The following is a 25735-nucleotide window of genomic DNA, read 5'->3' as shown; positions in this document are numbered from 1 at the left end:
TACGAATATAGTGCATAATTAAAGAAGGTGATTTTATTGAAATTAAATAAAAATTTACAACTATGTATATTAATTGGAACATTACTATGTTATTCAATCTATTTTATGTTTTTCTATCTGTTCCCCACTCATTTTTCAAATTCAGATGTACGCTTCGCTTCACTTATTGTTGAAACCATTACATTTGTCTCATTGATTTACTCTATATATTCTAAAAAAGTCAGTTCAAATCCGTTTTGGATATGTATCACAATAGCGATTGGTAGTTTTTTATTAGGAAAAATAGTATATACATATCAAGATAGCTTCTTCGAAATTCCAATACATCGTTTTACTATTTCTGATGTATTTTACATGTTTTTTCTACTCTTCTGTCTTATCGCTTTCTGCTATAAAATCTTAAAAGAATGCGATAAATGGGAAAAAGCTTTCTTTATTTGTGACCTATGTATCGTGCTCATTTCCATATTCACATTAGAATGGTATTTATTTAATCAGCCAGATTTAAATATATTTTCCCTTTCACTGGGAGATATTTTTCTTTCTTTTCTATATCCAATTGCAGACCTTTTATTTATTCTACTTGGTGTTAGTCTCTTTTTCCGTCCAACTGTTTTTAATTCTAAACGAAAAATTTATATTTTTATTTTTGTTTTAATAAGTTCTGCAACTTTTAATTATATTTATTTCTACTTATGTAGCCATTTAACAACTGATACTATAACATTATTACGCCTTTTATATAGAATCCCTATATTATTTATTGCAATAGCTGGTTCTATTTCAGATAATTCTAATAGCACTAAAAATTATTTTATTGTACACCCTAAACTAGGAAAAAAAGTTTTAGTTGTATTCCCCTATCTTGCCGTTGCAATACTAATCGGGTTTACACTAAAAGAACAAACATCATCTTCCACTCTCATTACAGGAAATTGTATCGTTTTTGTTTTTGTACTTATTCGACATTTTATTGTAGGTATGCAAAACTCTACTCTTACAAAACGTCTACAAGCATTTAATGCTCAACTAGAAGGAAAAGTTACTTTACGAACTTCAGATTTAGTTCATAAATCAGAGGCTCTATCTCAAAAACAACAAAAATTCAAATCGTTATATGAATATCACCCTGATCCTATTTTTACAATTGATTTAAATGGAGTATTCTTAAATGTAAATAAAGCTGGGAGTACACTACTTGGAGCACCAACGAACGAGTTACTCGGCGAAACATGTTTTTCAATTATTTTAGATGAAGACAAATATAAACTAGCATCTGCGTTAGAAAAAGTGAAACAACAAAAATCGGCATCCTTACAACTAAGTTCTCAATATAAAGATGGCTTTACTTATTTTTTATACGTTACCATCGTCCCTATTATGATAGACGGACAAATTGCAGGAAGCTATATTATGGTGAAAGATATTACTGCACTAAAAAAACAGCAAGAAGAAATAAAATACTTAGCATTCCATGATACTGTAACAAACATAGGGAACCGTGCCTTTTTTCAAAAGATATTAAAAAAAGTTATAAGAAAAGCTAAAACAACAGAAAGCGAGTTTGCGTTATTATATTTAGATTTAGATCGCTTTAAAGTAATTAACGACACACTTGGGCATTCGTCAGGGGATTACATATTAGAAGAAGTAGCAAAGCGATTCCAATCATGCCTTCCAGCACATACCCATCTGTCAAGAATCGGTGGTGATGAGTTTACAATCTTAATTGAAGACTATACTGACGAAGATTGCTTATTCCATTTATGTAACCAATTATTTGAAAGCATGGAAAAGCCGTTTGTCCTACATGAACATACATTAACTTTATCACTTAGTATCGGTATCGCTATTTATCCACATTCCGGAATCGATATCACTACTCTATTAAAAAACGCTAATGTTGCAATGTATGATGCAAAGGCAAAAGAGCTTAACTCTGTCTCTATTTATGACGATGTAATCGCTAGAAAGATCGAAAGACGATTACGATTAGAAAAAGATTTACCAAACGCAATACAAAATGAAGAATTGTTCCTTTTGTATCAACCTCAAGTTGATAGTAAGTCTAATAACATTATCGGTGCAGAAGCTTTAATTAGGTGGAATCATCCTGAATTAGGTGTTATTTCTCCATACGAGTTTATTCCGATTGCAGAAGAAACACTACAAATTATTCCAATAGGAAAATGGACATTGCAGCAAGCCTGTGAGCAAATGAAACGTTGGCACGCACTCGGATATTCACATTTAAAAATTGGTGTAAACTTATCTGCTAAAGAATTTGAACAAGAGGATTTTGTAAAGTCTATTTTTGCTACATTAGCACATACAGGCTTACCCGCAAGTTCTCTCGATCTTGAGTTAACAGAGCGAATTGCAATGATGGATGAGCGAGAAACATTGATAAAATTGCGTACACTAAAAAGTTTAGGGATTCACATTTCAATCGACGACTTTGGTACAGGCTATTCTTCGCTAGCTTACTTACCTTTATATCCAATCGATACGTTAAAAATCCCAAGAGAATTTATTACAATGTCTGAAACATGTGACGATGGAATGGAAATTATTAAAACAATCATCACATTAGCAAATACATTAGGAATGTCTGTCATTGCTGAAGGTGTAGAAACGAAAGAGCACGTGAGTTTCCTTCAAAAAAATAAATGTCAGTTTATTCAAGGTTACTATTACAGCAAGCCTATTCATATTAATGCATTTACTGAGCTATTAGAAAACGGTATTCGCCCATAGTACATAGCTAATTGGAATAAATAATAATGAGTTTGAACAACTCTAGTAAAAAGGAAAGAAGATACCTTCTTTCCTTTTGTTTTTCTATTTACATTTCTATTACTTCACCACTTCATTTATTATATCTATTAAATGATGAATCCCCTCATCATTTGTTTTCTTATATCCATTCATGTTTTGAATATATTTCTCCTTATTTGTATACAACTTATTTACTGCATGTATAAATGTATTCGTACTTACTCTGTCTTGGAGTATAACTTCCGCATATCCTTGCCGTGAAAAATATTCAGCATTTAAGACTTGATCTCCCCTACTGGAACTGTTAGTTAACGGGATAAGCAACATCGGTTTCTTCAAAAATAACAATTCAGAAATAGCAGTAGAACCCGCTCTTGAAACTACAACACTTGCCATATTTAGTATATGCGGCAACTCATCGCCTATATATTCAAATTGCATATACCCCTCCATGCCAATAGATGGGTCTACCTTCCCTTTACCACATATATGAATAATATTAAAGTTTAATATTATTGTATCTAAACATGCCCTTACCATGTCATTTATCCACTTAGCACCTTGACTCCCACCCATAATTAATAATACTGGTTTATCTTGCTGAAATTCACAATATCTTCTTCCTCGTAATACGTTACCCTTCTCAATTTCTTCCCTTACAATTGGTCCTACATAAACCTTCTTCTCATTACTTACATTTTCTCCTGTCTGAGGAAATGTTGTGCATAGCTTTGTAGCAAAAGGTAATGCTATTTTATTGGCAAGTCCTAATGTGCTATCTGGTTCACGTATAATGATAGGCACACGATTTAACCATGCTCCTATAGCTACAGGAACTGAAACAAACCCTCCTGCTGAAAAGATAACGTCAGGCTTTGTTTTCTTAATTAATTTATAACTTTGTAAACAACCTCGTATAATTTTAAAAGGATCTTTGAAATTTTCCCAATCCCAATATCTCCTAAGCTTGCCCGTTGAAACACTATTGTATTTAACATTTTGCACTAATGATTTTTCAATTCCATTTTTGGATCCAATATACTCGACTCTCCATCCTTGCTCTATAAATTTAGGAATTAATACAATATTAATCATAACGTGTCCGGCTGTACCGCCCCCAGTAAAAAGAATCGTTTTTCTCATAACTTATACCCACCTTTATTATTAAAAATCTAGCTTTATATTTACCTTTTAACTGTAAATAAACTTATTATTTTTTATATAAATCTTTAACTCCACCTCTATATCTTGTAAAAGATCTTTAATGAGTTCATAAAAATCATTTCCATACTCACTACACTCGTATTGAGCAAAGATTTGAATCACATATCTAGTTTCCGTCTCTAATGCTGACTTTATTTGATTAACCCTTTTTTCTTCTACATACGCTTGATATTTATGTATTGCCTCATAAAGACGCAATACATGCGCTTCTTCATCTCTCCAATCCAACGTATCAACAATTGAAAGAAATAGCGTATTTTGATTATCTATTACTTCATAACCATTCATATATTTCTTACACCCTTTTTTGTTTTTCATTGAATGCAGATGTCACTACACTTCGCATACTCAAGTACATCTTTTAATGATTGATGAAATTCAATTTCTGGAATCCAACCTAACTTTTTTATTTCCTCTATTGCTAAACTCTCATTTGAGTCGCTCCCTCTTTTCTCTGTTTCCCCTATAAAAAAATTTAGCTGTGTTAATTCTTTATATTGTTCTAGTACATCTAATAAAGACCGTTTTACTCCTGATCCAATATTATATTGTTTTCCATTTATTCCATCTCGTAATAACACATGATACGCTTTAATCGCATCACGTACATCTAGAAAATCTCTACTATCTTTCAAACTGTTTACTTCAATAATGGCTTTACTTCTACCTGATTCTATATCTATCATTTTCTTTGCGAGAATCGAACAAATGCCATTCGATTCCCCAGGACCAATTAAATTTGAGGGCTTTGCAATGATAATATTTGAATCCATTAATCCTCCCCAAGCCTCTGCAATAATGACTTGCATCGTTTTACTTAAACTATATGGATTTGAAATTTTTATTTCGTTCATACTATCTGCTTGCAAAGCCGATCCTATAACTAATGTTCTACAATGCGAGGCTTCTTGCTTAATTGCTTCTAATAAATATAACGTTCCTATTACATTAATCTCTATATACTCAAGAGCAGCTGTCCAAGATTCTATAACTGAATTCCTTCCTGCTAAATGTAATACGTAGTCTGGCTTTATTTGTTTCATTACCTTCATTACTTCGCTCTTATTAGTTAAATTACAAGTAATACCATTTCTAATTTTTTCTCTATGTGCACGATTTTGAAACATAGGAATTACATGAAAGCCCTGCTCTAAAAAATATTGGCAAGCATGGCGTCCTGTGAAACCATTTGCACCAGTTATTAAAAGGCTCGCATTTTTTTTCATTGCAAAAACCCTCCTTTTAATAGCATTTGTTTCACCTCATGTTTTGCAATTAAGTCTTGTTGAGAACTAAAACTCTTCACATCCACTAGCGGATAGCTAGAATAATATTCTTGAAGTCCTTCTATAGGAATCGTCGGTAGTACCACAAAATAATTTTGATCAAAACTTATACTCGTTTTACTCTCTACCTCAGATAGAAGCATTTCACTTAATTTTTCACCCGGTCTTATCCCTACCTCTTTTAACTTCACATTTTCTTTTTTTGAATCTTCAATTAACACTTCTGCTAAATCTGTTATTTTACATGCCGGCATTTTCATAACAAAGATTTCCCCGCCTCTACCTTGATATACGGCTTTAAATAACAATCCAACAGCATCTTCAATTGTTAAGAAAAATCTAGTCATATTTGCATCGGTAATCCCTACTTGTGAAGATCTTTTAATTTGTTGTTTAAAAAGCGGTACTACACTTCCACTCGTCCCTAAAACATTTCCACCACGAACACAAATGAATTTTGTTTTCTTCGTTTGTATATTCGCATGAACCATTAACTTTTCACCAATTGCTTTTGTCATCCCATACGTATTTGATGGATCTGCTGCTTTATCCGTTGAAACATATATAACTTTTTCAACTTGCATCTGTATAGATGCTTCAATTACATTTTGCGTACCATGTATGTTGGTTTTTATAGCTTCATAAGGATAATACTCACATACTGGAACGTGTTTTAAAGCTGCAAGATGGAATACATAATGTACACCTTGGCAAGCATAGACTAATTGATCCTTGTCACGAATATCTCCAATAATAAATTTTAATCTATCATCATTTATAAACTGTTGCTGCATTTCAAACTGAACCGTTTCATTTCTTGAAAAAACTCTAATTTCTTTCGGTGATTTTTCTAATAGTTGTTTTATAAGTTCATGTCCCCACGAGCCTGTGCCACCAGTAATTAAAATTATTTTATTTAACATTCCTTTTCCTCCTACGAAACATCTCAATTTAAATAATATTTATTGAATTATTTTCAATTGATTCAAATCATAATCGTCGTTTGTTACATTTAATTGACAAAATAAAAAAACCAAAACTATTAAATATAGTTTCGGTTTTTCATTTCACCTTACAACAGTAAGATTTTTTATACTGTTTGCATGACAACTAAATTTCCTGTAAAAAACACCGCTCATTTATTTCTTATACTCGTAATAAAATAAATAGAATGATTCATAGCCAATAGTCATGTTTAAATTTATGAAAAAAGGGAGGTAACGGAATGTACCGAAGCAATTCAAATCATACATATAACGGACCTTCCAAAGCACTGCCTCTCTCCCTATTTGATGTAAAAAATGAATTGAAACAAAAAAGCAAACTCATTCCTTCTGGCACGATGTATAAATTAACGAAAGAAGAGCAACTCATTATCAACAACATAAAAATACAAACAGGACAGCTAAATAAAAATAATGTCACAAGAACACGTGCATACTACCAATTTTATGTTCAATATCCAGAAATACATTGGGCACTACTTGGGCATATGGTATCACGTAACGGCGGTTGGAATATGACTGATTTAAAGGGCGATTTATATACGAGAATTTTATCAGAGAAAGATCAATTCATATTTTTTTCTTTTTTAGAAAGAGGAAATTGGCTTATTTTCCAAGATGTATACCCTCAATTTTTACTTTACGAACAAAGTGTAAAGAAATCACAAAAGTTATTTCACCTTCTTCCTCACCTAAATGTGTCTACATTTATGGAAACGATGTGGAACGATTTTTGGAAAACAGGCAACAAAAAAACATTAGCGATTGCAACTATTATTAATGAACAAAACTACTTAGAAAAAAGAGTGATTCAAAATGTACACTTTAAAAAGACTGTACTAAATAGTATTGGATTTAAACTCTTTGATTTCTTTCAGTTTAATCATATCCTTTTCCCACTCTACGAAAATGATAAGAAAGAAAAAGTATTACTATTTGGTGATACAATGAAACATTTCACTTCCTTACATGAACGAATATTAATTGGAAAAAGGTTGTATTCATTATTATTTCGGGATACACATGTTTTATCTCAAGTAATAAGCTGGGCCCAACACCATCCTCATACAGGATCAAGGAAAGATTACTGGCCTCATTTATTTTCAAGTGTGAATGAATCTTTCTCCCGTGAGTTTTATAAACGCCGAATAAAGAAATGCCAGTTGCGTAATGGCGCTTATCGTATATACAGCCCTGCACTCATTTATGCATGGCGAGATATAGAGCATGAAGAAGTTGACAGTGAAGATTGGTTTACGGACTGGCAAGTCGTAAATTACTTAGTGGATAAGGAGGAAAATATAAATGGACAAATTACAGAAGACTACTGTAAAACACTCGAAAAAATTGAACTCGCCATTCTTGCAAAGAAAAATGTTCTCCTTCGAGAAGACGAATAACCTTTTCGCATTAGTCATTACAATCTTACTCTCTTCTATTATCGGAACTTACTTAGATGCTTTTTTTGTTGCGAAACAAATATATTCCTTTCCGGTTAGACCCTTTCCCTCCATATTTTCAGTTAACATCGGCTTTACTTTGTTTGTACTACCGATTTTAACAACGATTTTCATACAAATTTCAAAAACATTATCTGCAGTTTCTAGAATTCTTTTTATTATTTCAATCGGTATTTGTGCTAGCATTTTTGAACAGATTGCTGAAAGATTTGGTTTCTTTATTCATAGCTTGGATTGGAATCATACATATTCTTTATTTGGCTATATGATTTTCTTTTCTTTTATTTGGAAAGTATATGATTTCATACAAAAATAAAGAGATCCTTATAGATCTCTTCTTAAGCATACTCTTCGGTTATTACTAATGGTGCAAGAGTTTGAAGACTTTTTGAACGTAAACGATAGGCAACGATTTTCTTCTTATATTGCTTTATTACATCAACATGTTCCTCATAGCTATATAGAGAAAATCTAATCTCTTTATTCCCTTTCTTTGTATCAATAACGATTGGTGTTCCTTCTCCTTGCGGCGGAAAATAATGTTTATCTAAAAATAAAGCTTCATTAAATTCATGAATAACTTGTAGTTTCATTTCCCCCTCTATATTTTTTCCATCTATCGATATAGAGGTATTCTCTTCCTCAAGTTTTTGATGTAATTCAAATCTACTAATAATTGATTCTACAACAGAAGTTGGCATACTAGAAACTAGTACTTTAAGAGCGCCAAAAATAAATAATGTAACTATAAACCATGTTGTCATTGTTATCATCTCCATTACATTTAAAAAATAAATTTCGTTCCATACGGTATTAGTATACTAATGAGTATTCCAGTTACAATCATCGTTACCGAACCGATAGTCGCTTCTTTCTCGCCTTCTTTCACTAAACGACTCACACCGATAATATGTGATGCACAGCCCATCCCAACTCCTTTTCCAATCGTACTTGTTATACGGAAAAGCTTAAGTACTGTTGGTCCGATAATCGCACCTGTTATTCCTGCAACAACTACAAAACTAGAAGTCATAGATGGAATACCACCAATTTGATCCGCTAATGATAGGGCAATAGGCATCGTTGCTAACTGTGGTAAAGTAGTTAATATAAGTTCCTTATCTATATTTAAAATTCCGCCAATCACTACATTCATACTCGTTACAGCCACTATACCTATCACTACTCCGATAAGTATCGATAAAAAATTTTTCATAAGTATCTTTCGCTCTTTAAATAGAGGTATGGCTAATGCTACAATTGCAGGGCTCAATAAGCTTGAAAGAACGTCTCCCCCATTTTCCCTATACTCATGATGAGAAATACCAAAAATCAAAAATAAACAAATCATACTTGCTGTAACTGTTAACACCGGTAACGTAAATGCAAACGTAAATTTTTTATATAGCTTTGTCGCCAAGAAATAAATTGCTACAGTAATAATAATTAAGACCATTTGAATCGTGCACCTTGTCGATTTTATTTTTTTGTTGTTATTAATAATTGACTTATATACCCTGAAACAATCAAAGTTACTACAGTACTTGCAACTACTAAAAGGAATATACTACTCCCCTTACTTAAAAGAAAAGACCCGTATTCCATCAGCCCTGTTGTCGAAGGGATTAAAAATAACGGTAAAAATACGATTAACTTTTCCGCACCTAACTCAAACCATTTTAACGGTAAAACGCGAGTGGAAAGGAGCAGGAACAGTATTAACATCCCTATTAAACTTCCCGGTATTGATAGATGGAATATTTCCTGAATCCACGTACCAACTAAGTTAAATATATATAGCACGCCTACTTGAAGTAAAAGCGTCACGTACTTCATTTCTTTCCCTCATTTCACTATCACACATCCATATTATGAAATTTCATTTAGCGTGTCGGCAAACCGTTTAATTCCAAGTTGAATTTGTTCTATATTCGCTCTACCAAACGTAAATCGTATATATTCATTTTTCGAACCTAAAACACTGCCCGGAACAAATGCGACACCATTCCGTATAGATTCACCTAATAAGTGATATTCATCAAACTTTCCTTTCACTTTACACCATACATGTATTCCACCCTCTGGCACGAAACATTCAACTCGGTCTCCCAATGTTCCTTCAAGCTCTGCAATTAATTCATCTCTTCTTTGCTTCAATTGTCCACGAAGTATCGTAATATGTGTATGAAAATCCTTTGATTCTAAAAATTGATTTGCTACCCACTGCGTAAATACACTATGGCCAAAATCAACTTGTTGCTTTGCATCTGCTAAACGCTCAATTACGCGTGTAGGACCAATTATCCATCCAATACGTAATCCTGATGCAACAATTTTTGATAATGAACTTATATAAAGAACATTTCCATTTTGGTCCATTGATTTTAATGTTGGGTTCACTTCTCCATTAAAAGAAATTAAACTATACGGATCATCTTCTACAATTGGTATACCGAACTCAGAAGACAGTTCTAAAATCTTTTTACGTCTCGCTAATGAAAGCACAGTACCCGTTGGATTCTGATAATCTGGATTCAAAAATACCATACGAATGCGATGCTTTTTGTTCAAATCGATTAAGTCATCTGGATTCATTCCATGCTCATCAACAGGTAAATGAAATATGTTTAAACCGGCCGATTTAAACATTGGAAGTGAAAAACAATACGAAGGATCTTCAATCGCAATCGCATCGCCAGGTTTTAATAAACATTGAACGATAAGATTAAGCGCCTGTTGTGCTCCAGATGTAATAAGAATAGAGCTTGAATCTGCTTCAATTTGTTTATATTGCTGAACATGTGCTGCAATTGTTTTTCTCAACATCTCATTTCCAAGTGGATGGTCATAGCCGAGATTTTCCATAAATGTTTTCTCCGACAAAATTGTTCGAAATCTATCACTCGGAATTAATTCTGGTGACAGTTCACCACTTGCTAGATTAATTAAATCATCTTTTTGTGTTTCCGTTCGAATTTGTTGAACGAGTGGTACGTTAGGTAAGAACGATCCATCCTCCACATACCTACCCCAGTTCGGTATTCGTTTATGTGAGACACCCCATATGTCTGTATTCACCCATGTTCCGCTTCCTTTTTGCCGTTCTACTACTCCAAGTGATTTTAATTCTTCATACGCAGCTACTATTGTACTCCGGTTCACCTGTAATTCCTTTGCCAATATACGCTCAGAAGGTAACTTACTATCAGAAGGAAATTCACCTGAAGAAATGCCTCTTTCAATATAATCAGCAATTTGTTTATATACAGGTGTCTTATCTGCACGATTTGGTTTCCATTCCATCTAGTTCCCTCCTTTTAAAACGAACTATCCTCATTTTTTACTAACAGTATTCACCGTAAAAATAGTATTAATTAGTCACATTTTCTTATCCGTAAATCGATATATCCAAAATGACTCTCTTTCTGATTACTCAATAGCTTCTGAAATTCCAACTTCATACTCTCATTTCAGTTCTTTTACAAACTATCAAATCATTACCGCATACCATGTTACCCCGACCAGTAGAACAAAAAGAAGAAAAATATAGATTGCAGATAAGTTTTTCACATTTCTTTTTGTAGACTTACCGTAATTCTCCTCCACGTTTCTTGCAACTAGTACAGTCCCAAACAGCGATACAATTACAATAATAATGACTAGTGAAATTGCAAAACTCATTGTCTTTTCACCTCTCTAAGACCCATCTATTTTAATTAAAGAACTTACATAAAAACCTTCCTCTTTAAAACGTTGATAACATACTACCTTTCTTCTCTTATCATAATAGATGTTTGCAAAAAGCGGACCAACCACTTTTATGTTTTTTTGCTCATCCACTTAAAAAATAAAAGCAACTGATCACTTATGATCAGTTGCTTTTTCGTAAAGTTAATTATATTCATTTTTCACTTAAAATTGATCCGATTTAAAAGTTTAGTCTTTTCATAATGAAACATCGACTGAGATAACTCGAAAATTGTCCCGTTTACAAGACAAACTGTATTTTCAATAAGAAGCGCCGGATCACCTTCATTTAATTCTAAAAGCTGTGCATTTTCTTTATTTACTTTTTCACAACTAATAACTTTATCAGCAAAACCAATATTTAATCGTAAATCTTCAATGAAATAACTGTATACAGAGCTTAATGCTATTTCTTCGTTCAAATATGGAATAATATCCTTTTTGAAATAACTTACTTCAATAGAGAATGGTTTAGCATCTACAATTCTTAAGCGCTTCAAAAAATACAACCTAGTTCCAGCTTCGCATTGCATCCGCTTTGCTATCTCTTCGTCCGCATCTATTACTTCAAGCTCTAACACTTTCGTTTCAATATTTTGTGAAACAAGATTTTTCGTTAATCCACGTAAACTTCCTAAATTAATGTAATCTGTTACAGAAGTTTCGCGTAAAAACATACCACTACCTTGCACTTGAAAAATATAACCTCTATTCACAAGCTGACTAATTACTTTACGTATCGTATTACGGCTTACTTCAAATCGATTCATCAACGCTTCTTCTGTAGGTAGTTTTTTCGTTTCATTAAAAAGCCCATCTCGAATGTTTTGCTCTAACACATCTGCAATTTGTTTATACTTTGCACTCATACACTTTCTCCTAAAATACTCTTTTATCTGTTATAACTCTTCCCCTCTCGTTTCGATCACACGTTTATACCAATGAAACGAAAGTTTCTTCTTACGTTTTAAGTTATCATTATGATCGACAAAAATAAAGCCATATTGCTTTTTATATCCATTTAACCAACTTAAAAGATCAATCACTGACCATGCATAATAACCTTTTAAGTTAATTCCCTCTTCAATTGCACGCTTCATTACTTTTAAATGCGCTTCAATAAATTTAATTCTCGGAACATCTACAATTTCTCCGTCAATGATTGGATCTTCATCACCAAGTCCATTTTCCGTTACATACATCTTTATGTCACCGTAACGCGCTTTCAACATATGCAATCCATCTAAGAAACCTTCGGGAGATATTTCCCATCCCCATTTTGTATATGTTTTATCATCCATTTTAACTGTTCGATAAAAACCATCAAAAGAAGGGTTACCTGGAGCAAGCGTTGAGTTTTCTCGAGAATGTTCCTCACTCTTTATATCCATATCGTATCTTTCTACTCGTATTGGTTGATAATAATTCAAGCCAATAAAATCATTTTCTTCTGCATTTTGTTTAATGATTTCTAATTCTTCAACCGTCCAATTAGGAGTCCATCCTTTTTCCTTTAATTGTTGTACAACATAAGACGGATACTCGCCTTTTAAAATTGGATCATAATACCAATACGTTTCATATTCATTCGCATGATTTGCTGCTCGTATATTTTCTTTTTGATCATCCACACTATAAGCAGGTAAGAAAACATGTGTAATCCCAATCTCACCATATTGCTTCAGCTGCTTGTACACCGCAACTGTTTTCGCATGTGCATAAAATACATAATGAGTCGCTTGAAAATACTTTGGAACATCATTTTGGATTCCTGGTGGATGTGCACCTTTTAAATAACCTAATCCACAAAACATTACTGTCTCATTAAAAGTAATCCAATGCTTAACTCTGTCACCAAATGCCTTAAAACAAGTTTCTGCATATTTTACGAAAGCCTCTGCTGTTCTTTTATTCGTCCATCCACCATCTTTTTCTAACGGTAATGGTAAATCCCAATGATATAAAGTGACAAACGGCACAATCCCGTATTTTAAACATTCATCAATTAAGTTGTTATAAAATTCAATCCCTTTTTCATTTACCTTTCCATCTCCAGTCGGCAATATTCTCGCCCACGAAATAGAAAAACGATACGATTCTAATCCCATCTCAGCCATTAAGCGAACATCTTCCTTATATCGATGATAATGATCAACAGCTACATCACCATTTGTTCCATTGTATGTTTTGCCAGGAATTTTTGAAAACTCGTCCCAATTCGTAACACCTTTTCCATCTTCATTCCATGCACCTTCTACTTGATAAGAAGCTGAAGCAGCTCCGAATAAAAAATCATGTGGAAACTTCATAGTATATACCCCCATTTCATTAAAACAAATCAAATTCATTCATACATATAAAATTTATAGGTACAAATTTTATATGTATGATTATATCTTATGTTTTTATTTTTTTCTATTATAAAAGTACAATTTCTATTGTTGGTTATTGGAAAAGAAAAAGAAGCGATATATTTTATCGCTTCTTACTCTCATCATCTTTATTCTTTTATTAATGACTTATTCGCTCTTATAACTTCTTGATACAATAATGGTGACCACTTTTCATTTATGTAGTCTTGAATTACCCAGCCCACTCTCGAAGAATTCTTTTGTTTTATATGGTTTGCAATTTCAGGATTTATATAAGAAGCGTAGTAATATGGACTATTCCATGCTGTACCACCAGAAGACAAACTTGTAAAATTAATATATAGATGATTTAAATCCTCGCTATTGTTCATCGTTTCATCCATCGTATCTTTAATAGATTTTACTTTCTCATCATAACTCACTTTATATTTATCTTGTACTGTTACATTTACATTTTGGTTTACAGTTGTGGTAAACGTCTCATTATCTGGCCAATAAAAATTATTATATCCTCCAGATTCATTACTATCACCATATCTTTTTAGTAGTACAATTTTCCCACGAGCATCTCCTAATTTTATATTTCCTTCTGTTTTTAAAAAGATAGGATCAACATAATAATTTTTTTCAAACGTACTACTAAATGAACCTTCTGCCCCTTTCATATCCTCATACTCTTTTTTTAAGGACATAATAATCGTTTCACTTGGGTTATCTTTTAAAAATTGTTTCGCTTCGTTTACGAATTCATGCAGTGTTACATAAAGATATAATGGTCCATGATGAAGAACTATCGTATTATCATCTGTTAAACGTCCTCTTATATCGAAAATTCTAGCTCCATGATCCATTTGATAACGAAAATCATATTCTTGCGTCATTCCCCATACTTGCTTAATCGGATTTTGCAACTTGAATGTCCCACTATCATGTGTTCCTGGAATTGAAATTCGTGCTAACGGGATATTATCAGGTATAGGTTGCATCCACTTTGACCAGTTTTCAAGCTCATTAACAGAGCTAGCTGCAACTACTTGCTTATCATGTAAAGCAAATACACAGGTACTAAGTATCGTGCTACATATTAATAATTTCAAAATAAATTTCTTACTGCTCATTATTATTTCTCCTTTTTCTGTTTTATATTAAGCTCATTGAATATAATATAATCTGGTGAGTAAAAAATAAATAACATCTTATAAGTATGAAATATTGCATAGAAGTAAAGTTAAAAAGTCATTCACATATACTAAATTAGAAAAATTTAAAGGAACTTCATCTGAAGTTCCTTTTGCTTATTTTATGTTCAATACATATGAACCATCTTTATTCTCATATTTATAGACGTATAAATAATATTTTCCTGGCTTTGCATTATAAGTTCCTTTAACTACCTTTCCTTCATTTTCACCATATGCTACATAGTTATTTAAATCTGATTCATGATGAAGTACCCATGTCATTCCGATATTTTGTTCATTTAGTAGAGAAATATTAATATTTTCCGGTGAGTCAATTTGGAAAGTAAATACATCTACTCTATCACTATTATGTAGCGTTCCTTTCACCGGTGTATGAAAGTTAACTTTATTTGCCTGTCTAGGCTCATTGTTTGGTTCATTTTCTGTTACTTGTAACTCATTCCCACCGTTTGGTTTTCTTTGTTCATAACCTAAGTTTACTAGTATAGACTTCAAATCTGGTAAAACACCAATTTTATCTGCATATGGATCTTTAGATTTTGTTCCTGTGCTCTGGTTGCTTAATATTGCTCTTAGTTCACTTGGTCTATATGGTTGTCCTAAATTTTCTTTAGCAATGCTTTGTACTAAAGTCGCTGCCCCAGCAATAATTGGCGAAGCACTAGATGTTCCGCTAAAGCTTGAAGTATAAAGATTTACAGCACTTCTACTTTGCTCGGCTGTAGTTGTATCTACATTTTCTCCCCATCCGTACACATCAATACGGCTTCCATAATTCGAAAACCACATACGTTCATGAGGGAAAGATGAAGAGCCAGCTCCTACCATAATTGCACCCGAATCTTTAAAATCTTTACTATTACGATTTAAGACTTGCTTACCTTTTCTATCTTTGAACTGATCTAAATCATTCCACCCATTTGCTCCAGCCTCTATAATTACAATTCCCTTATCTGTACCAGCACGAATTGCATCAAAAATATCTGGTTGTACTTCGACAGGTAAATATTTATCACCATATCCATCAAAGGATGCTTGCGCCTCTAACAATAAAACATCCCCAGCTTCTAACTGATTTACAGCGCTTAATATTGCATCAGCCGTATTATACTGTCCGTTATCTCTTATTTGAGAGATAACCTTTGCTTTCGCTTTTGGCGCAATCCCAATATTCCCAACTCCATTGTCCTCAGAGGATACAATTCCTAGTACAGACGTCCCATGACCGACATGCTGATCTATATTTCTTCCAGACATTAATTCAATATTTTGATGTAATAAATCCTCATGATTTAATAGCCATCCGTATTCCATATCAACAAAAGTGATACCATTTCCATTACCGCCTTGAATTCCCCAGGCGAAAGGCGCATTAATACCGTATGGGGCTGCTTCAAGATAACCTTGTTTTTTAAATCTAGGATTGTTATTAGGATTAAGAGCTACACTTGATGATTGCACTTCAGGTGGCATTATTTTCTCTTGTTTCTTCATATACACATCTTCTATTAAAGAAGATGCCTTTAACTTATCTACTATTTCTTCTTCATACCCACTATTTTGATTTTGAAGAATATAGTAGTTTAATAAACTTGTAGATACATGATTAGGTGCTTTCACTTCAAGGTTTTGTATTTGTTCCGGGCTTACAGATGTGAATAAACGAGTAAATGTTACATCTGGATATTCTGTCAAAAGATCTTTTATTACTTTATCATTCGTTTGAGATTGTATTTGTTTTTCAATACCATCTTCATATGGCAGATCCAAATCCGCTTTAAATTTTACAATGATTTGCTTATCTGTTTCTTGTTCTACCCCTAATTTACTCTGCTGTTCTATAGAATCAGCATATACACTATTGATAGTGCCTCCTGTTCCTAAAAGTGTTGTAATGATTACAGTTGACGCACACATTTTTTGAAATATTTTCATTACATCAATCCTCCTATTAATAATTATTAATCATCATATTAATCTATAATAATTTTATTTCTATAACGTATTCCCTTTCTACTAAATAGATTATAGTAATCAGAAATATGAACTTCAACGTATTTTCATATGCAATATTTCATATTCGGACTCTACACTAAATAAATAAGAAACTTATAATGATTATTTATTTTATATGTGCTAATATATTTACATTAAAATATTACATATAGACATTTTGAACTACATTACTTAACTGTTTCACCTTATTTTTCCTAGGAGGATTTACAATGAAATTATTAAAAATAAAACATATAATCCCTTTATCTGCAGCTGCAATTACATTCGTATGTAATCAAAGTACAGCTGAAGCTTCTACCATTCACACAGTAAAAAAGAATGATACACTTTGGAGCATTAGTAAACAATACGACGTTTCAATACAATCTATTAAACAAGCTAATCATAAAGGAAACGATCAAACTTTCATTGGCGAACAATTACATATTCCAGGGGCCACGAACTCAAATGAAATTACCGTTCGTCAAAACGTCAAACCTGCAAACATTTCTGGACAAATTATTTATCAAGTACAACAGGGAGATTCATTAGAAACGATTGCAAAGCGTTACAATGTTACCGTTCAATCTATAAAACAAATTAACAATACAGTCGGAAACAAGCTTTATACAGGACAACATTTAAAAATCAACTCAAGCATTTCACAAAAAGAAAAAGACTTAATGGCACGCTTAGTTACCGCTGAAGCAGGTGGCGAATCGTATAAAGGAAAAGTGGCCGTAGCAAAAGTTATCCTAAATCGCGTAAACGCAAAAGGTTTTCCAAATACAATAACAGGCGTTATTTATGAACCTATTAAATATGGATATGCATTTACTCCTGTTACAGATGGAAGAATTAATCAACCTGCAAGTGCAGAAGCAAAAATGGCAGTAGAAGAGGCTATCTCCACAAATGGCATACATTCTGATTGGCTTTATTTCTATAATCCAAAAACATCAACAGACAAATGGATTACGACACGTCAAACAGTAGCAGTAATCGGTAACCATGTCTTCGCTAAATAAGATCTAAATTCATTAACAGACCTCTTCACTTAAAGGTCTGTTTTTTTATATGTAAAATTTTATTAATCATATGACATAGTGATCTTTTAAAACTAGCTCTTCTTTCAAATAAAAACATTTATATTTACTCCACCAGCCGGCGAAATTAAAAAGCATCAAGTTCAAAAACCCCTTCTTTATTCATAAAAGCTATTTCTTAACTTCATAAAATTGTTATACACTAGAAAAATAGAAAACAAACTATTCGTTAGCAGGTGAAAGAATATGTATGATGTTACAATTATCGGCGCTGGAGTAAGTAGCATTTTTATGGCTTATTCACTAGCTAAAAGTAACAAAAAGGTTTTAATTCTGGATAAAGGTAAAGCCCTAGAAGATCGTCATTGTCCTTTAGACGAAGGAAAAGCGTGTACTTGTACTATATGTGCTAAATATTTCGGGTTTGGTGGTTTAGGAAAATCTGAAGGGAAATTTAATTATACAAACGGATTTGGTGGCGAACTTGAGCAAAAAGTCGGTAAAGAAGGCTTTATACAACTCATGGCTGAAGTAGATGAAATTCTATGTCAGTTCGGAGGAAATTCTGTTTCAAAATATTCTACAGAAAATCCAACTCTCAATCAGAGAGCTAAAGCGTGTGGTTTACAAATGCTAACAACAGAAGTAAGGCATCTTGGTACTACCCTTTCAAGTGAGATTTTTCAGCAACTCTATGAATTTTTACTTACGAAAATAAATATTCAATTTCATATAGATGTGCAACATATTATGAAACAGAAAGATCATTTTACAATAGAGACAAATGAAGGAACAGTTCAATCTAAACAACTAGTATTTGCAACTGGACGGTCCGGAGCGGATTGGTTAAAAGAAATGTGCACTTCTCTCAATATCTCTCAGAAACAAACTCGTGTAGATTTAGGTATTAGAGTAGAGATGAACGAACACCAATTACGTTCTATATTAAAAGATACATTTGAAACAAAGCTTTCTTATGAGCATGAACACTTCACAGCAACTACGTACTGTATGAATCCGAAAGGGCGCATTATTAGAAAGTACGAAGAAGGTTTAGTTATGCCTGACGGTCAAAATTTTCGAGAGAAAGGAACTGGCACACCTAACTTAAATTTCACTTTATTTATCCCGCGCTATTTTTCAACTCTCAAAGAAGCAAATGTATACGCAAGTTCAATTATTAAAAGCATTAACCAAGGACGAGATCGAATTGTTATACAGCGCTTAGAGGACTTACTAAATAAGCAAGCTACAACAGAGAACAACATGAAACATAACCGTATACGTCCTACACTACAAGGAGATTATGGAGATTTGCATACAGAAATTCCACCATTATATATTGAAGGACTTAAAGAATTTTTATTACGCTTAGAGCAATTCATCCAAGAACCGATCGATAAAGATACTTTATTATATGGAATTGATGGAAAGTTCTATGCTCCTACGATAAAAATCAATAACCATTTTGAAACAAGTGTGCAAGGGCTATTTTTAGTTGGAGATTGTTCCGGCGTCACGCATTCCTTATCTCAAGCTGCTGCAAGTGGGTTGTATGTTGGAAAATATTTATCTCATATTTAATTACTTTCATTAAGATTGCAATCAAATATTTTAACTTCCATAGTAATAGCTTACTACCGATTCTCCCGTAAAAATAGGGATTTTACGAGATAAATATTTAATATAGCCGTGTATTCAAAACTATTGACATTTAATTCTAACTAATTGAATGTCAATAGTTTTTAAAACCTCTATTCATTTCCCCTTTCATTTGTTCGATATTTTGTAACATCATCATAGTGTTTAATATGTTAGGATGTCTATAAGTATTTTTTACTACAACTATGACTTTTTCTGCTCTGTTTCCAAAAAATAGATTTATGCTTTAAAATTCCTCATTGTACGTATATGAGTACTTCATATTATTACCTTTAAAAAACATAAGCTAAATGGTTCATTACACTCTAATAGTTATGAAAATATAATATATAACACAAGTTAAATAAATTGTATAAAGAAGGTGTAAAAATGAAAAATAAAATCAATTTACAAATGAAGAATATAAGCTTTGTTTTAATAATTGCTTTAGCAGTATGGTTAAAAACATATCTTATTACAAGATTCAGTTTTGATTTAAAAATCGAGTCTTCAACACAAGAGCTTATTTTGTTTATTAGCCCTCTTGCTGCATCATTAGCATTTGTCGGATTAGCATTATTTGCAACTGGTGAAAAGAGAAATTATATCGCGCTATGTATTAATTTCTTATTAACAATCGTACTTGTTGGGAATGTAATGTTCTATGATTTTTATAGTGATTTCGTTACGTTACCAGTACTTGGGCAAACATCAAACTTTGGCCAATTAGGCGGCAGTATTATAGAAATATTGAACTACAAAATTATACTCGCATTCGTAGACATTATTTTCTTCTTTATTTTATTGAAGAAGAAATCAATAGTCTTCAAAACAGGACGTGTAACTCATCCGGCACGCTTCGTATATTTTCTTTTAACGATTGGTGTATTTTTTGCGAATCTACATCTTGCAGAAAAAGAGCGACCTGAACTATTAACGAGATCCTTCGACCGAGTTATGCTTGTTAAAAATTTAGGACTATACACGCATCAAATATATGATTTAACACTACAAGTAAAAGCAGGTTCACAAAAAGCACTTGCTGATAGCAGTAAATTACAAGAAACAGAAAACTACGTAAAGGCAAACCAAAGTGAACCGAACCCTAGCATGTTTGGTGCAGCGAAAGGAAAAAATGTAATTGTCGTTACTCTTGAATCCCTGCAAACCTTCTTAATAGGAGCATCAGTTAACGGGCAAGAAGTTACACCATTCTTGAATCAATTCATAAATGAAAGCTATTACTTCGATAACTTTTTCCACCAAACTGGGCAAGGAAAAACATCCGATTCTGAATTTCTAATTGATACGTCGTTATATCCATTAAATCGAGGAGCTGTATTTTTCACACACGGTAACAATGATTATACTGCGACTCCAGAAATTTTACGTCAGCAAGGTTATTTCACTTCTGTATTCCATGCAAATAACGCAACATTTTGGAATCGTAACATTATGTACTCTGCTCTTGGTTATGATCGTTACTATAACGAACTTGATTACAAAATTACGCCCGAAACAAATTTAAATTGGGGATTAAAAGATATCGAATACTTTGATCAATCTGTAGATATATTAAAAACTGTTGATCAACCATTTTACGCTCGTTTCCTCACTTTAACGAACCATTATCCATTTACGTATGATGAAGATACAAAATTCATTGAACCATATAACTCTGGTAATGGCGTATTTGATCGTTATATCGTAACAGCACGTTACTTAGACGAATCAATTAAAAGATTTATTGAGCGTTTAAAAGCCGAAGGAATGTATGATGATTCTATTATTGTGTTGTATGGTGATCATTATGGCATTTCTGAAAAACATAATCGCGCAATGGCACAGTTTTTAGAAAAAGATCAAATAACAGAATTTGATACTTTAAATTTACAACGCACACCTTTATATATTCATATGCCTGGCCAAACAGAAGGTCAAACGATTTCAAAGCCTACGGGACAAATCGATATGAAACCTACTATTCTAAATTTACTCGGGATTGATACTACGAACGATATTCGTTTTGGTCATGATATGTTTTCAGATGAATATACCGGATTTGTTGTTTTACGTGATGGGAGCTTTATTACAGACAAGTATGCATACACAAACAACACTTTCTATGACCGTATAACAGGTGAAATTGTAGATTTACCAAAAAAAGAAGCACAAGCACTCATTAACCGTGCACAAAATGAATTACGAATGTCTGACAAAATTATTGAAGGTGATTTATTACGTTTCTCAGAAAGTAATAAAATGAAAACTGGCGAAGTACAAACTAAAATTAAAGAGACTGAAAAATAATTTAAATATGAAAAGGGAGCAACTCATTACAGTTGCTCCCTTTTACTCTCTTATAACATATGATGCAATGTCATATAAAAACCTCGTATATTTTACTTTTATTCTACGCTTGTTTCTAAAGTTACATCTGTATAGGTATGATCATCCCCCATATTTAAAATTACTTCACATTGACGTAATCTCAATTCAAAGAGCATGATAGAATCATGATAGACTTCAGGATTTGATTTCATCTTATGTAACATCTCTTGTTTTTCTTGTGTTTCTAGATGCGTGTTTTCTACAGCTTGTTTCAAGGAGTTAAATGGATTCCTAAAGAATATATGAATATCCCGCTCTTGCGTGTTTTCAAATAGCTCAAATTGCAAGAAAAACTTCTTCATAATAGAAGCCGTTACCTCGGTATAATCTTCATTTTCTACATACTGTTTGTATTTGTTATATAGCATAGCTTTGTTTTTAGGAAGAACTCCAAATAATTTACCGGCACTTTTCAGTAAAAATTGTGCTGGCGTAAATCGACGTAAAATATTTACTTCATCCATTTGTATTCTAGTCGTCATTCTGTCCGTATCTCTGCGCCAATCATCAAGCACTTTAAAATCACATGCTAACTGTATTCGATTTTCTCCAAATAAAGAATTAAGTCCTTCACTAAGTTCTTCTAGGTACGATTGACTTTGAAGGAGCTCATTATTAGAAGTTGCAATCCAATTTTGCATAGAAAGAGCAAGATTAGGTAATACAGTTTGTTCTAAGTACTTATGTACTCTTTCATTCATCGCTTTATTTAGTTCCATATCCATGTGACTGAAATCACTTTCTTCACTCATTAAATCAGAACAACTCTTTAATATCTTCGGAATACCTTCAGTAAGATCATTCGTAATTTCAGTCTTCATTGAACGATATGATTTTGTAATGAAATAAATTTTTTCCTTCTCAAAAGCAGTAAGATTATTAATACTACCATTTAGTTTGACTAGCATATCTTCATTCCAATTAATAGCATCCACTAGATTATTTTCTTTTTCAACACGTTTATCCAAAAGATATGTAATTGTTTTTCGAATGAAGAACAATAGCTTTTCAGTACGTTCTACATCGATATCTTTATGATTACAGTTAAAATGAATAAACTCCGTTAACTCATTTAATTGTTGACTACTTGTATATAGCGAAGAGTAGGGGAAAATTCTCGCACGCGGGAAATATGTGTTTATTCTAGCTTGCGTATCATGTAATACTCTTTTCACTTCTGCTTCACTGTATATGTTATCGATTTTATTTAATAAGAAATGAATTTGTAAATTTGGTGTATGTTCTTGAATGCTTAATAGAATGTCACGTTCTTTGTCAGTAAAAGGTGAATCCGCATTCAATACGAATAGTAATTCGTCTACAGAATTTAAATATTCGAATACCTCATCTCTAGTATCGTTATTCCTATTAAAGCCAGGTGTAACTACAAATGTAAGTTTATTTTCACTTAAAAATCTGCATGGTAATTTAAATTCAACACATGCTCTATCTCTATATGTTTGATGGTGCTGAGACATCATATTATGGTAATCAGAGACATCTTCCGTTGTTGTAATTGTAGCGTCTGTTATGGCGTTAATTTCTGTATGAGCATCATTTTTTAAAACTACTACATTTGAAATTGATTTTTCTAATATACTTTCTCCTAATATAGAGTTAATAAATGTAGTTTTTCCGTTCCCTGAAGTTCCCGTTACTAAAATACGAGTTGTTCTTAAATCTGCGAGTTCGTCAACTAACCATCTAAATCGGTGACCTATTTCTATATTGTGCTTTTGTGCCCACTGTGTAATAGATTCAAAAAGATGTAAACTGTACTCTAAACCATTCACATGATTAATAGAATATGACAGTAGGTTTTCCGCATGTTTTATATTTGCTGAATCTATTTTGGAAGGGAAAATCTCATCCCATGCCAATACAGCTGCTGCTGGAAATACAGCATAAGATGGATTGACTACTTTTAACCAATTTGTTAAAAGGTTTGGAATGATATCGTGTAATTGTCTAAGCATATATTGCCCTTGAATTAATGCAAAGTACGTTTCTTCATAAAGAGAAGAAATTTTGTCCCATATATCGGACGAATGTATTTCAATATGTAAGAAAAATTCATTTATTGTGTTCAGCCATAATAAGTAATTTTGTTCATTTTTATAACTGTTCCAAAGTGATGAAACCATTTGTGTAAATTGTACTTGATCTATATTATTTAACGTAACTAATATTTCGTAAAAATAATCTGGTGAAATATGTTTAGTAAATCCTTTATCAATATATCCTTTTAAAACCTCAAACCACGGATAAGATTCTGTTCGAATTAACTCATTCACCGCAAGATCTACTGCACTATCAAAATCTTGCTGCTCCTCATAAAAGGAACGGGCAATTTTTGTGACATTCGGGTAATCGGGATTTAAAGAAACCGCTTCTTTAATAACAGCGAAAGCGGAGTCAAAATTATTTTGCTCTATATAAAGAGAAAGTAATTGTAATCCAATTTCAGTCATCAATATTATATTATCAGTAGTAATAGAAGTATAAACATTTTCAGCAACTGATAATTGATTAAGTTCAAAATAAGCATCCGCAATATTTTTTTGTGCCCATGGTGCTAATTCGTTGCTAACCTTCTCCCATTTAAAAATAGCTGCTTCAAAATCTTGATGGCGATAATAAAATTCCCCTTGTGCAAAACGAATATAAGATCCATCAGAAATCTCATTTCTTTCTTCGTTTACATAAACTTCTCCAAGTACGTCAAGAGCTGGTTTTGTTTCATTCTCCATTAGGAATGTTTCATAATACATCTTTTTTATTAATTGTTTTTCTATTCTCATCTTTTCCCCCACTATATCTTGAAAATACATTTTTAAGATATGTCAATACTTTTTGTATGTATGCTTTTTATCTTAACAAAGAATACCTTTTGGAAAATTTCATTTTCCTTTCATTTTTCAAGTAAGATTGAATTTTTATGAGAAAAGTTTCAGTTTTTTTTCAATTCCCTTTCAGTTTTGAAACAGCATTAAATGTTCCTAATAACCTAATAACACTATAATCTCCCGCATTATATTATCAGGAAAAAACTATATAAACCACATTATAAAAACAATCTATAACGAATATATATGCAAACTTACCTTCACTAATAAGTAAAAGAAATCATTATCATATATTTCTCAAATGATTTTCCTTTAAAATATTTCAGTAGTTACGGAATTTAATTCCATTAACCTCTATAAATAACTAGTCCAAAAAAAATCTATATGCATATCATGTTATAGTAAAGAATTCAGGAAATCCTAAAAGGAGGCATTTTCATGTTTGAAGATAAATCTAAAATAAACTACCCATATGAATTTACTGAAACTACAACAATCCCTCTAAAAAACCCCATCAATAAAACATACAAAAACGGCTCAGGTACACATACTTTCCCAATTAAAAAACACTATAAAGAACAGGTGTTATATACGGAAAAAATTAATAATAATAAAAACAAATAACCTTATAGACTTTTATAACAATTGAACAAATAAGAATCTATATTAGACCTTGCATAGTTATAGGTACTATATAAATCTTTCTTATATAACTCATGTACTTTTAAAAAGTGCTGATATAC

Annotated in this window: 21 protein-coding genes; 7 read left to right on the top strand and 14 right to left on the bottom strand. The window is 32.3% G+C overall.

What is annotated here, in order from left to right:
• The first annotated feature begins 36 nt into the window (after window positions 1-36).
• The gene (locus KVT31_RS04760; RefSeq protein WP_140392531.1) at window positions 37-2757 is read left to right on the top strand and encodes an EAL domain-containing protein; all 2721 of its coding nucleotides are present in this window, start codon (window positions 37-39) and stop codon (window positions 2755-2757) included.
• A 99-nt stretch (window positions 2758-2856) separates the two neighbouring features.
• Here the strand turns inward: KVT31_RS04760 and KVT31_RS04755 are convergent, their stop codons facing one another.
• From KVT31_RS04755 to KVT31_RS04740, 4 genes are read right to left on the bottom strand one after another with little or no spacing between them, the layout of a single operon-like run.
• Entirely contained in the window at window positions 2857-3921 is a 1065-nt protein-coding gene (locus KVT31_RS04755) for an undecaprenyldiphospho-muramoylpentapeptide beta-N-acetylglucosaminyltransferase (protein WP_088097441.1), read from the bottom strand.
• Between the two features lie 48 nt (window positions 3922-3969).
• Window positions 3970-4320 (bottom strand): DUF6572 domain-containing protein, encoded by a 351-nt coding sequence (locus tag KVT31_RS04750; protein ID WP_088097442.1) that lies wholly within the window; start codon window positions 4318-4320, stop codon window positions 3970-3972.
• Window positions 4317-5228, bottom strand: a complete 912-nt coding sequence (locus tag KVT31_RS04745) for an SDR family oxidoreductase (protein ID WP_088097443.1) — start codon at window positions 5226-5228, stop codon at window positions 4317-4319. Before KVT31_RS04745 ends, KVT31_RS04750 begins: the two co-directional genes overlap by 4 nt.
• A complete protein-coding gene (locus KVT31_RS04740) occupies window positions 5225-6211 on the bottom strand; it encodes a UDP-N-acetylglucosamine 4,6-dehydratase family protein (RefSeq protein ID WP_088097444.1) in 987 nt (328 codons plus the stop codon). Before KVT31_RS04740 ends, KVT31_RS04745 begins: the two co-directional genes overlap by 4 nt.
• Before the next feature lie 302 nt (window positions 6212-6513).
• Between KVT31_RS04740 and KVT31_RS04735 the strand changes: the two genes are divergently transcribed.
• Entirely contained in the window at window positions 6514-7692 is a 1179-nt protein-coding gene (locus tag KVT31_RS04735; RefSeq protein ID WP_088097445.1) for a DUF2515 domain-containing protein, read from the top strand.
• Window positions 7598-8068 (top strand): CBO0543 family protein, encoded by a 471-nt coding sequence (locus KVT31_RS04730; protein WP_098341901.1) that lies wholly within the window; start codon window positions 7598-7600, stop codon window positions 8066-8068. Before KVT31_RS04735 ends, KVT31_RS04730 begins: the two co-directional genes overlap by 95 nt.
• 22 nt (window positions 8069-8090) lie before the next feature.
• Here the strand turns inward: KVT31_RS04730 and KVT31_RS04725 are convergent, their stop codons facing one another.
• The 9 genes from KVT31_RS04725 to KVT31_RS04685 form a co-directional block, all read right to left on the bottom strand.
• Entirely contained in the window at window positions 8091-8516 is a 426-nt protein-coding gene (locus tag KVT31_RS04725; protein ID WP_088097446.1) for a YfmQ family protein, read from the bottom strand.
• Window positions 8517-8536: 20 nt separating this feature from the next.
• On the bottom strand, window positions 8537-9208 hold the full coding sequence (locus tag KVT31_RS04720) for an LrgB family protein (RefSeq protein WP_088097447.1): 672 nt from the start codon (window positions 9206-9208) through the stop codon (window positions 8537-8539).
• Between the two features lie 23 nt (window positions 9209-9231).
• Window positions 9232-9588 carry a CidA/LrgA family holin-like protein gene (locus KVT31_RS04715; protein ID WP_088097448.1) on the bottom strand — a complete coding sequence of 119 codons (357 nt, stop codon included), beginning with the start codon at window positions 9586-9588 and terminating at the stop codon, window positions 9232-9234.
• Window positions 9589-9621: 33 nt separating this feature from the next.
• Window positions 9622-11055, bottom strand: coding sequence for a MocR-like pyridoxine biosynthesis transcription factor PdxR (gene pdxR / locus KVT31_RS04710; protein ID WP_088097449.1), 1434 nt, complete (start codon window positions 11053-11055; stop codon window positions 9622-9624).
• Window positions 11056-11241: 186 nt separating this feature from the next.
• Complete coding sequence (locus tag KVT31_RS04705; protein WP_088097450.1) at window positions 11242-11433, bottom strand: hypothetical protein; 192 nt, start codon at window positions 11431-11433, stop codon at window positions 11242-11244.
• Between the two features lie 227 nt (window positions 11434-11660).
• Complete coding sequence (locus KVT31_RS04700) at window positions 11661-12368, bottom strand: GntR family transcriptional regulator (protein ID WP_088097451.1); 708 nt, start codon at window positions 12366-12368, stop codon at window positions 11661-11663.
• 30 nt (window positions 12369-12398) lie between these two features.
• Window positions 12399-13808 carry a GH1 family beta-glucosidase gene (locus KVT31_RS04695; protein WP_088097452.1) on the bottom strand — a complete coding sequence of 470 codons (1410 nt, stop codon included), beginning with the start codon at window positions 13806-13808 and terminating at the stop codon, window positions 12399-12401.
• A gap of 191 nt (window positions 13809-13999) precedes the next feature.
• A complete protein-coding gene (gene plcA / locus KVT31_RS04690; protein WP_088097453.1) occupies window positions 14000-14989 on the bottom strand; it encodes a phosphatidylinositol diacylglycerol-lyase in 990 nt (329 codons plus the stop codon).
• 177 nt (window positions 14990-15166) lie between these two features.
• Window positions 15167-17008, bottom strand: a complete 1842-nt coding sequence (locus tag KVT31_RS04685; protein WP_088097454.1) for a S8 family peptidase — start codon at window positions 17006-17008, stop codon at window positions 15167-15169.
• Between the two features lie 290 nt (window positions 17009-17298).
• Between KVT31_RS04685 and KVT31_RS04680 the strand changes: the two genes are divergently transcribed.
• The 3 genes from KVT31_RS04680 to KVT31_RS04670 all read left to right on the top strand — a co-directional run bounded on the left by KVT31_RS04680 (window position 17299) and on the right by KVT31_RS04670 (window position 22065).
• Window positions 17299-18096 carry a cell wall hydrolase gene (locus KVT31_RS04680; protein ID WP_088097455.1) on the top strand — a complete coding sequence of 266 codons (798 nt, stop codon included), beginning with the start codon at window positions 17299-17301 and terminating at the stop codon, window positions 18094-18096.
• Window positions 18097-18360: 264 nt separating this feature from the next.
• Window positions 18361-19698 (top strand): NAD(P)/FAD-dependent oxidoreductase, encoded by a 1338-nt coding sequence (locus tag KVT31_RS04675; protein ID WP_088097456.1) that lies wholly within the window; start codon window positions 18361-18363, stop codon window positions 19696-19698.
• A 447-nt stretch (window positions 19699-20145) separates the two neighbouring features.
• The gene (locus KVT31_RS04670; RefSeq protein WP_088097457.1) at window positions 20146-22065 is read left to right on the top strand and encodes an LTA synthase family protein; all 1920 of its coding nucleotides are present in this window, start codon (window positions 20146-20148) and stop codon (window positions 22063-22065) included.
• Between the two features lie 98 nt (window positions 22066-22163).
• Here KVT31_RS04670 and KVT31_RS04665 read toward each other — a convergent pair whose 3' ends face one another.
• Window positions 22164-24947, bottom strand: coding sequence for a dynamin family protein (locus tag KVT31_RS04665; RefSeq protein ID WP_088097458.1), 2784 nt, complete (start codon window positions 24945-24947; stop codon window positions 22164-22166).
• 483 nt (window positions 24948-25430) lie between these two features.
• Between KVT31_RS04665 and KVT31_RS04660 the strand changes: the two genes are divergently transcribed.
• The gene (locus KVT31_RS04660; RefSeq protein WP_000461131.1) at window positions 25431-25616 is read left to right on the top strand and encodes a hypothetical protein; all 186 of its coding nucleotides are present in this window, start codon (window positions 25431-25433) and stop codon (window positions 25614-25616) included.
• Window positions 25617-25735 lie beyond the last annotated feature (119 nt).

The sequence above is a fragment of the Bacillus sp. GbtcB14 genome (assembly GCF_019091205.1).
Taxonomy (GTDB): Bacteria; Bacillota; Bacilli; order Bacillales; family Bacillaceae_G; genus Bacillus_A; species Bacillus_A cereus_AG.
Note: the sequence above shows the minus strand (reverse complement) of the source record. Positions and strands in the feature narration are given on the sequence as shown.

What these genes read in the sequence shown, in the direction of transcription:
- KVT31_RS04755 (WP_088097441.1), bottom strand. Translation starts at nt 3,921, where the DNA reads ATGAGAAAAACGATTCTTTTTACTGGGGGCGGTACAGCCGGACACGTT.
- KVT31_RS04750 (WP_088097442.1), bottom strand. Translation starts at nt 4,320, where the DNA reads ATGAAAAACAAAAAAGGGTGTAAGAAATATATGAATGGTTATGAAGTA.
- KVT31_RS04745 (WP_088097443.1), bottom strand. Translation starts at nt 5,228, where the DNA reads ATGAAAAAAAATGCGAGCCTTTTAATAACTGGTGCAAATGGTTTCACA.
- KVT31_RS04740 (WP_088097444.1), bottom strand. Translation starts at nt 6,211, where the DNA reads ATGTTAAATAAAATAATTTTAATTACTGGTGGCACAGGCTCGTGGGGA.
- KVT31_RS04735 (WP_088097445.1), top strand. Translation starts at nt 6,514, where the DNA reads ATGTACCGAAGCAATTCAAATCATACATATAACGGACCTTCCAAAGCA.
- KVT31_RS04730 (WP_098341901.1), top strand. Translation starts at nt 7,598, where the DNA reads ATGGACAAATTACAGAAGACTACTGTAAAACACTCGAAAAAATTGAAC.
- KVT31_RS04725 (WP_088097446.1), bottom strand. Translation starts at nt 8,516, where the DNA reads ATGACAACATGGTTTATAGTTACATTATTTATTTTTGGCGCTCTTAAA.
- KVT31_RS04720 (WP_088097447.1), bottom strand. Translation starts at nt 9,208, where the DNA reads ATGGTCTTAATTATTATTACTGTAGCAATTTATTTCTTGGCGACAAAG.
- KVT31_RS04715 (WP_088097448.1), bottom strand. Translation starts at nt 9,588, where the DNA reads ATGAAGTACGTGACGCTTTTACTTCAAGTAGGCGTGCTATATATATTT.
- pdxR (WP_088097449.1), bottom strand. Translation starts at nt 11,055, where the DNA reads ATGGAATGGAAACCAAATCGTGCAGATAAGACACCTGTATATAAACAA.
- KVT31_RS04705 (WP_088097450.1), bottom strand. Translation starts at nt 11,433, where the DNA reads ATGAGTTTTGCAATTTCACTAGTCATTATTATTGTAATTGTATCGCTG.
- KVT31_RS04700 (WP_088097451.1), bottom strand. Translation starts at nt 12,368, where the DNA reads ATGAGTGCAAAGTATAAACAAATTGCAGATGTGTTAGAGCAAAACATT.
- KVT31_RS04695 (WP_088097452.1), bottom strand. Translation starts at nt 13,808, where the DNA reads ATGAAGTTTCCACATGATTTTTTATTCGGAGCTGCTTCAGCTTCTTAT.
- plcA (WP_088097453.1), bottom strand. Translation starts at nt 14,989, where the DNA reads ATGAGCAGTAAGAAATTTATTTTGAAATTATTAATATGTAGCACGATA.
- KVT31_RS04685 (WP_088097454.1), bottom strand. Translation starts at nt 17,008, where the DNA reads ATGAAAATATTTCAAAAAATGTGTGCGTCAACTGTAATCATTACAACA.
- KVT31_RS04680 (WP_088097455.1), top strand. Translation starts at nt 17,299, where the DNA reads ATGAAATTATTAAAAATAAAACATATAATCCCTTTATCTGCAGCTGCA.
- KVT31_RS04675 (WP_088097456.1), top strand. Translation starts at nt 18,361, where the DNA reads ATGTATGATGTTACAATTATCGGCGCTGGAGTAAGTAGCATTTTTATG.
- KVT31_RS04670 (WP_088097457.1), top strand. Translation starts at nt 20,146, where the DNA reads ATGAAAAATAAAATCAATTTACAAATGAAGAATATAAGCTTTGTTTTA.
- KVT31_RS04665 (WP_088097458.1), bottom strand. Translation starts at nt 24,947, where the DNA reads ATGAGAATAGAAAAACAATTAATAAAAAAGATGTATTATGAAACATTC.
- KVT31_RS04660 (WP_000461131.1), top strand. Translation starts at nt 25,431, where the DNA reads ATGTTTGAAGATAAATCTAAAATAAACTACCCATATGAATTTACTGAA.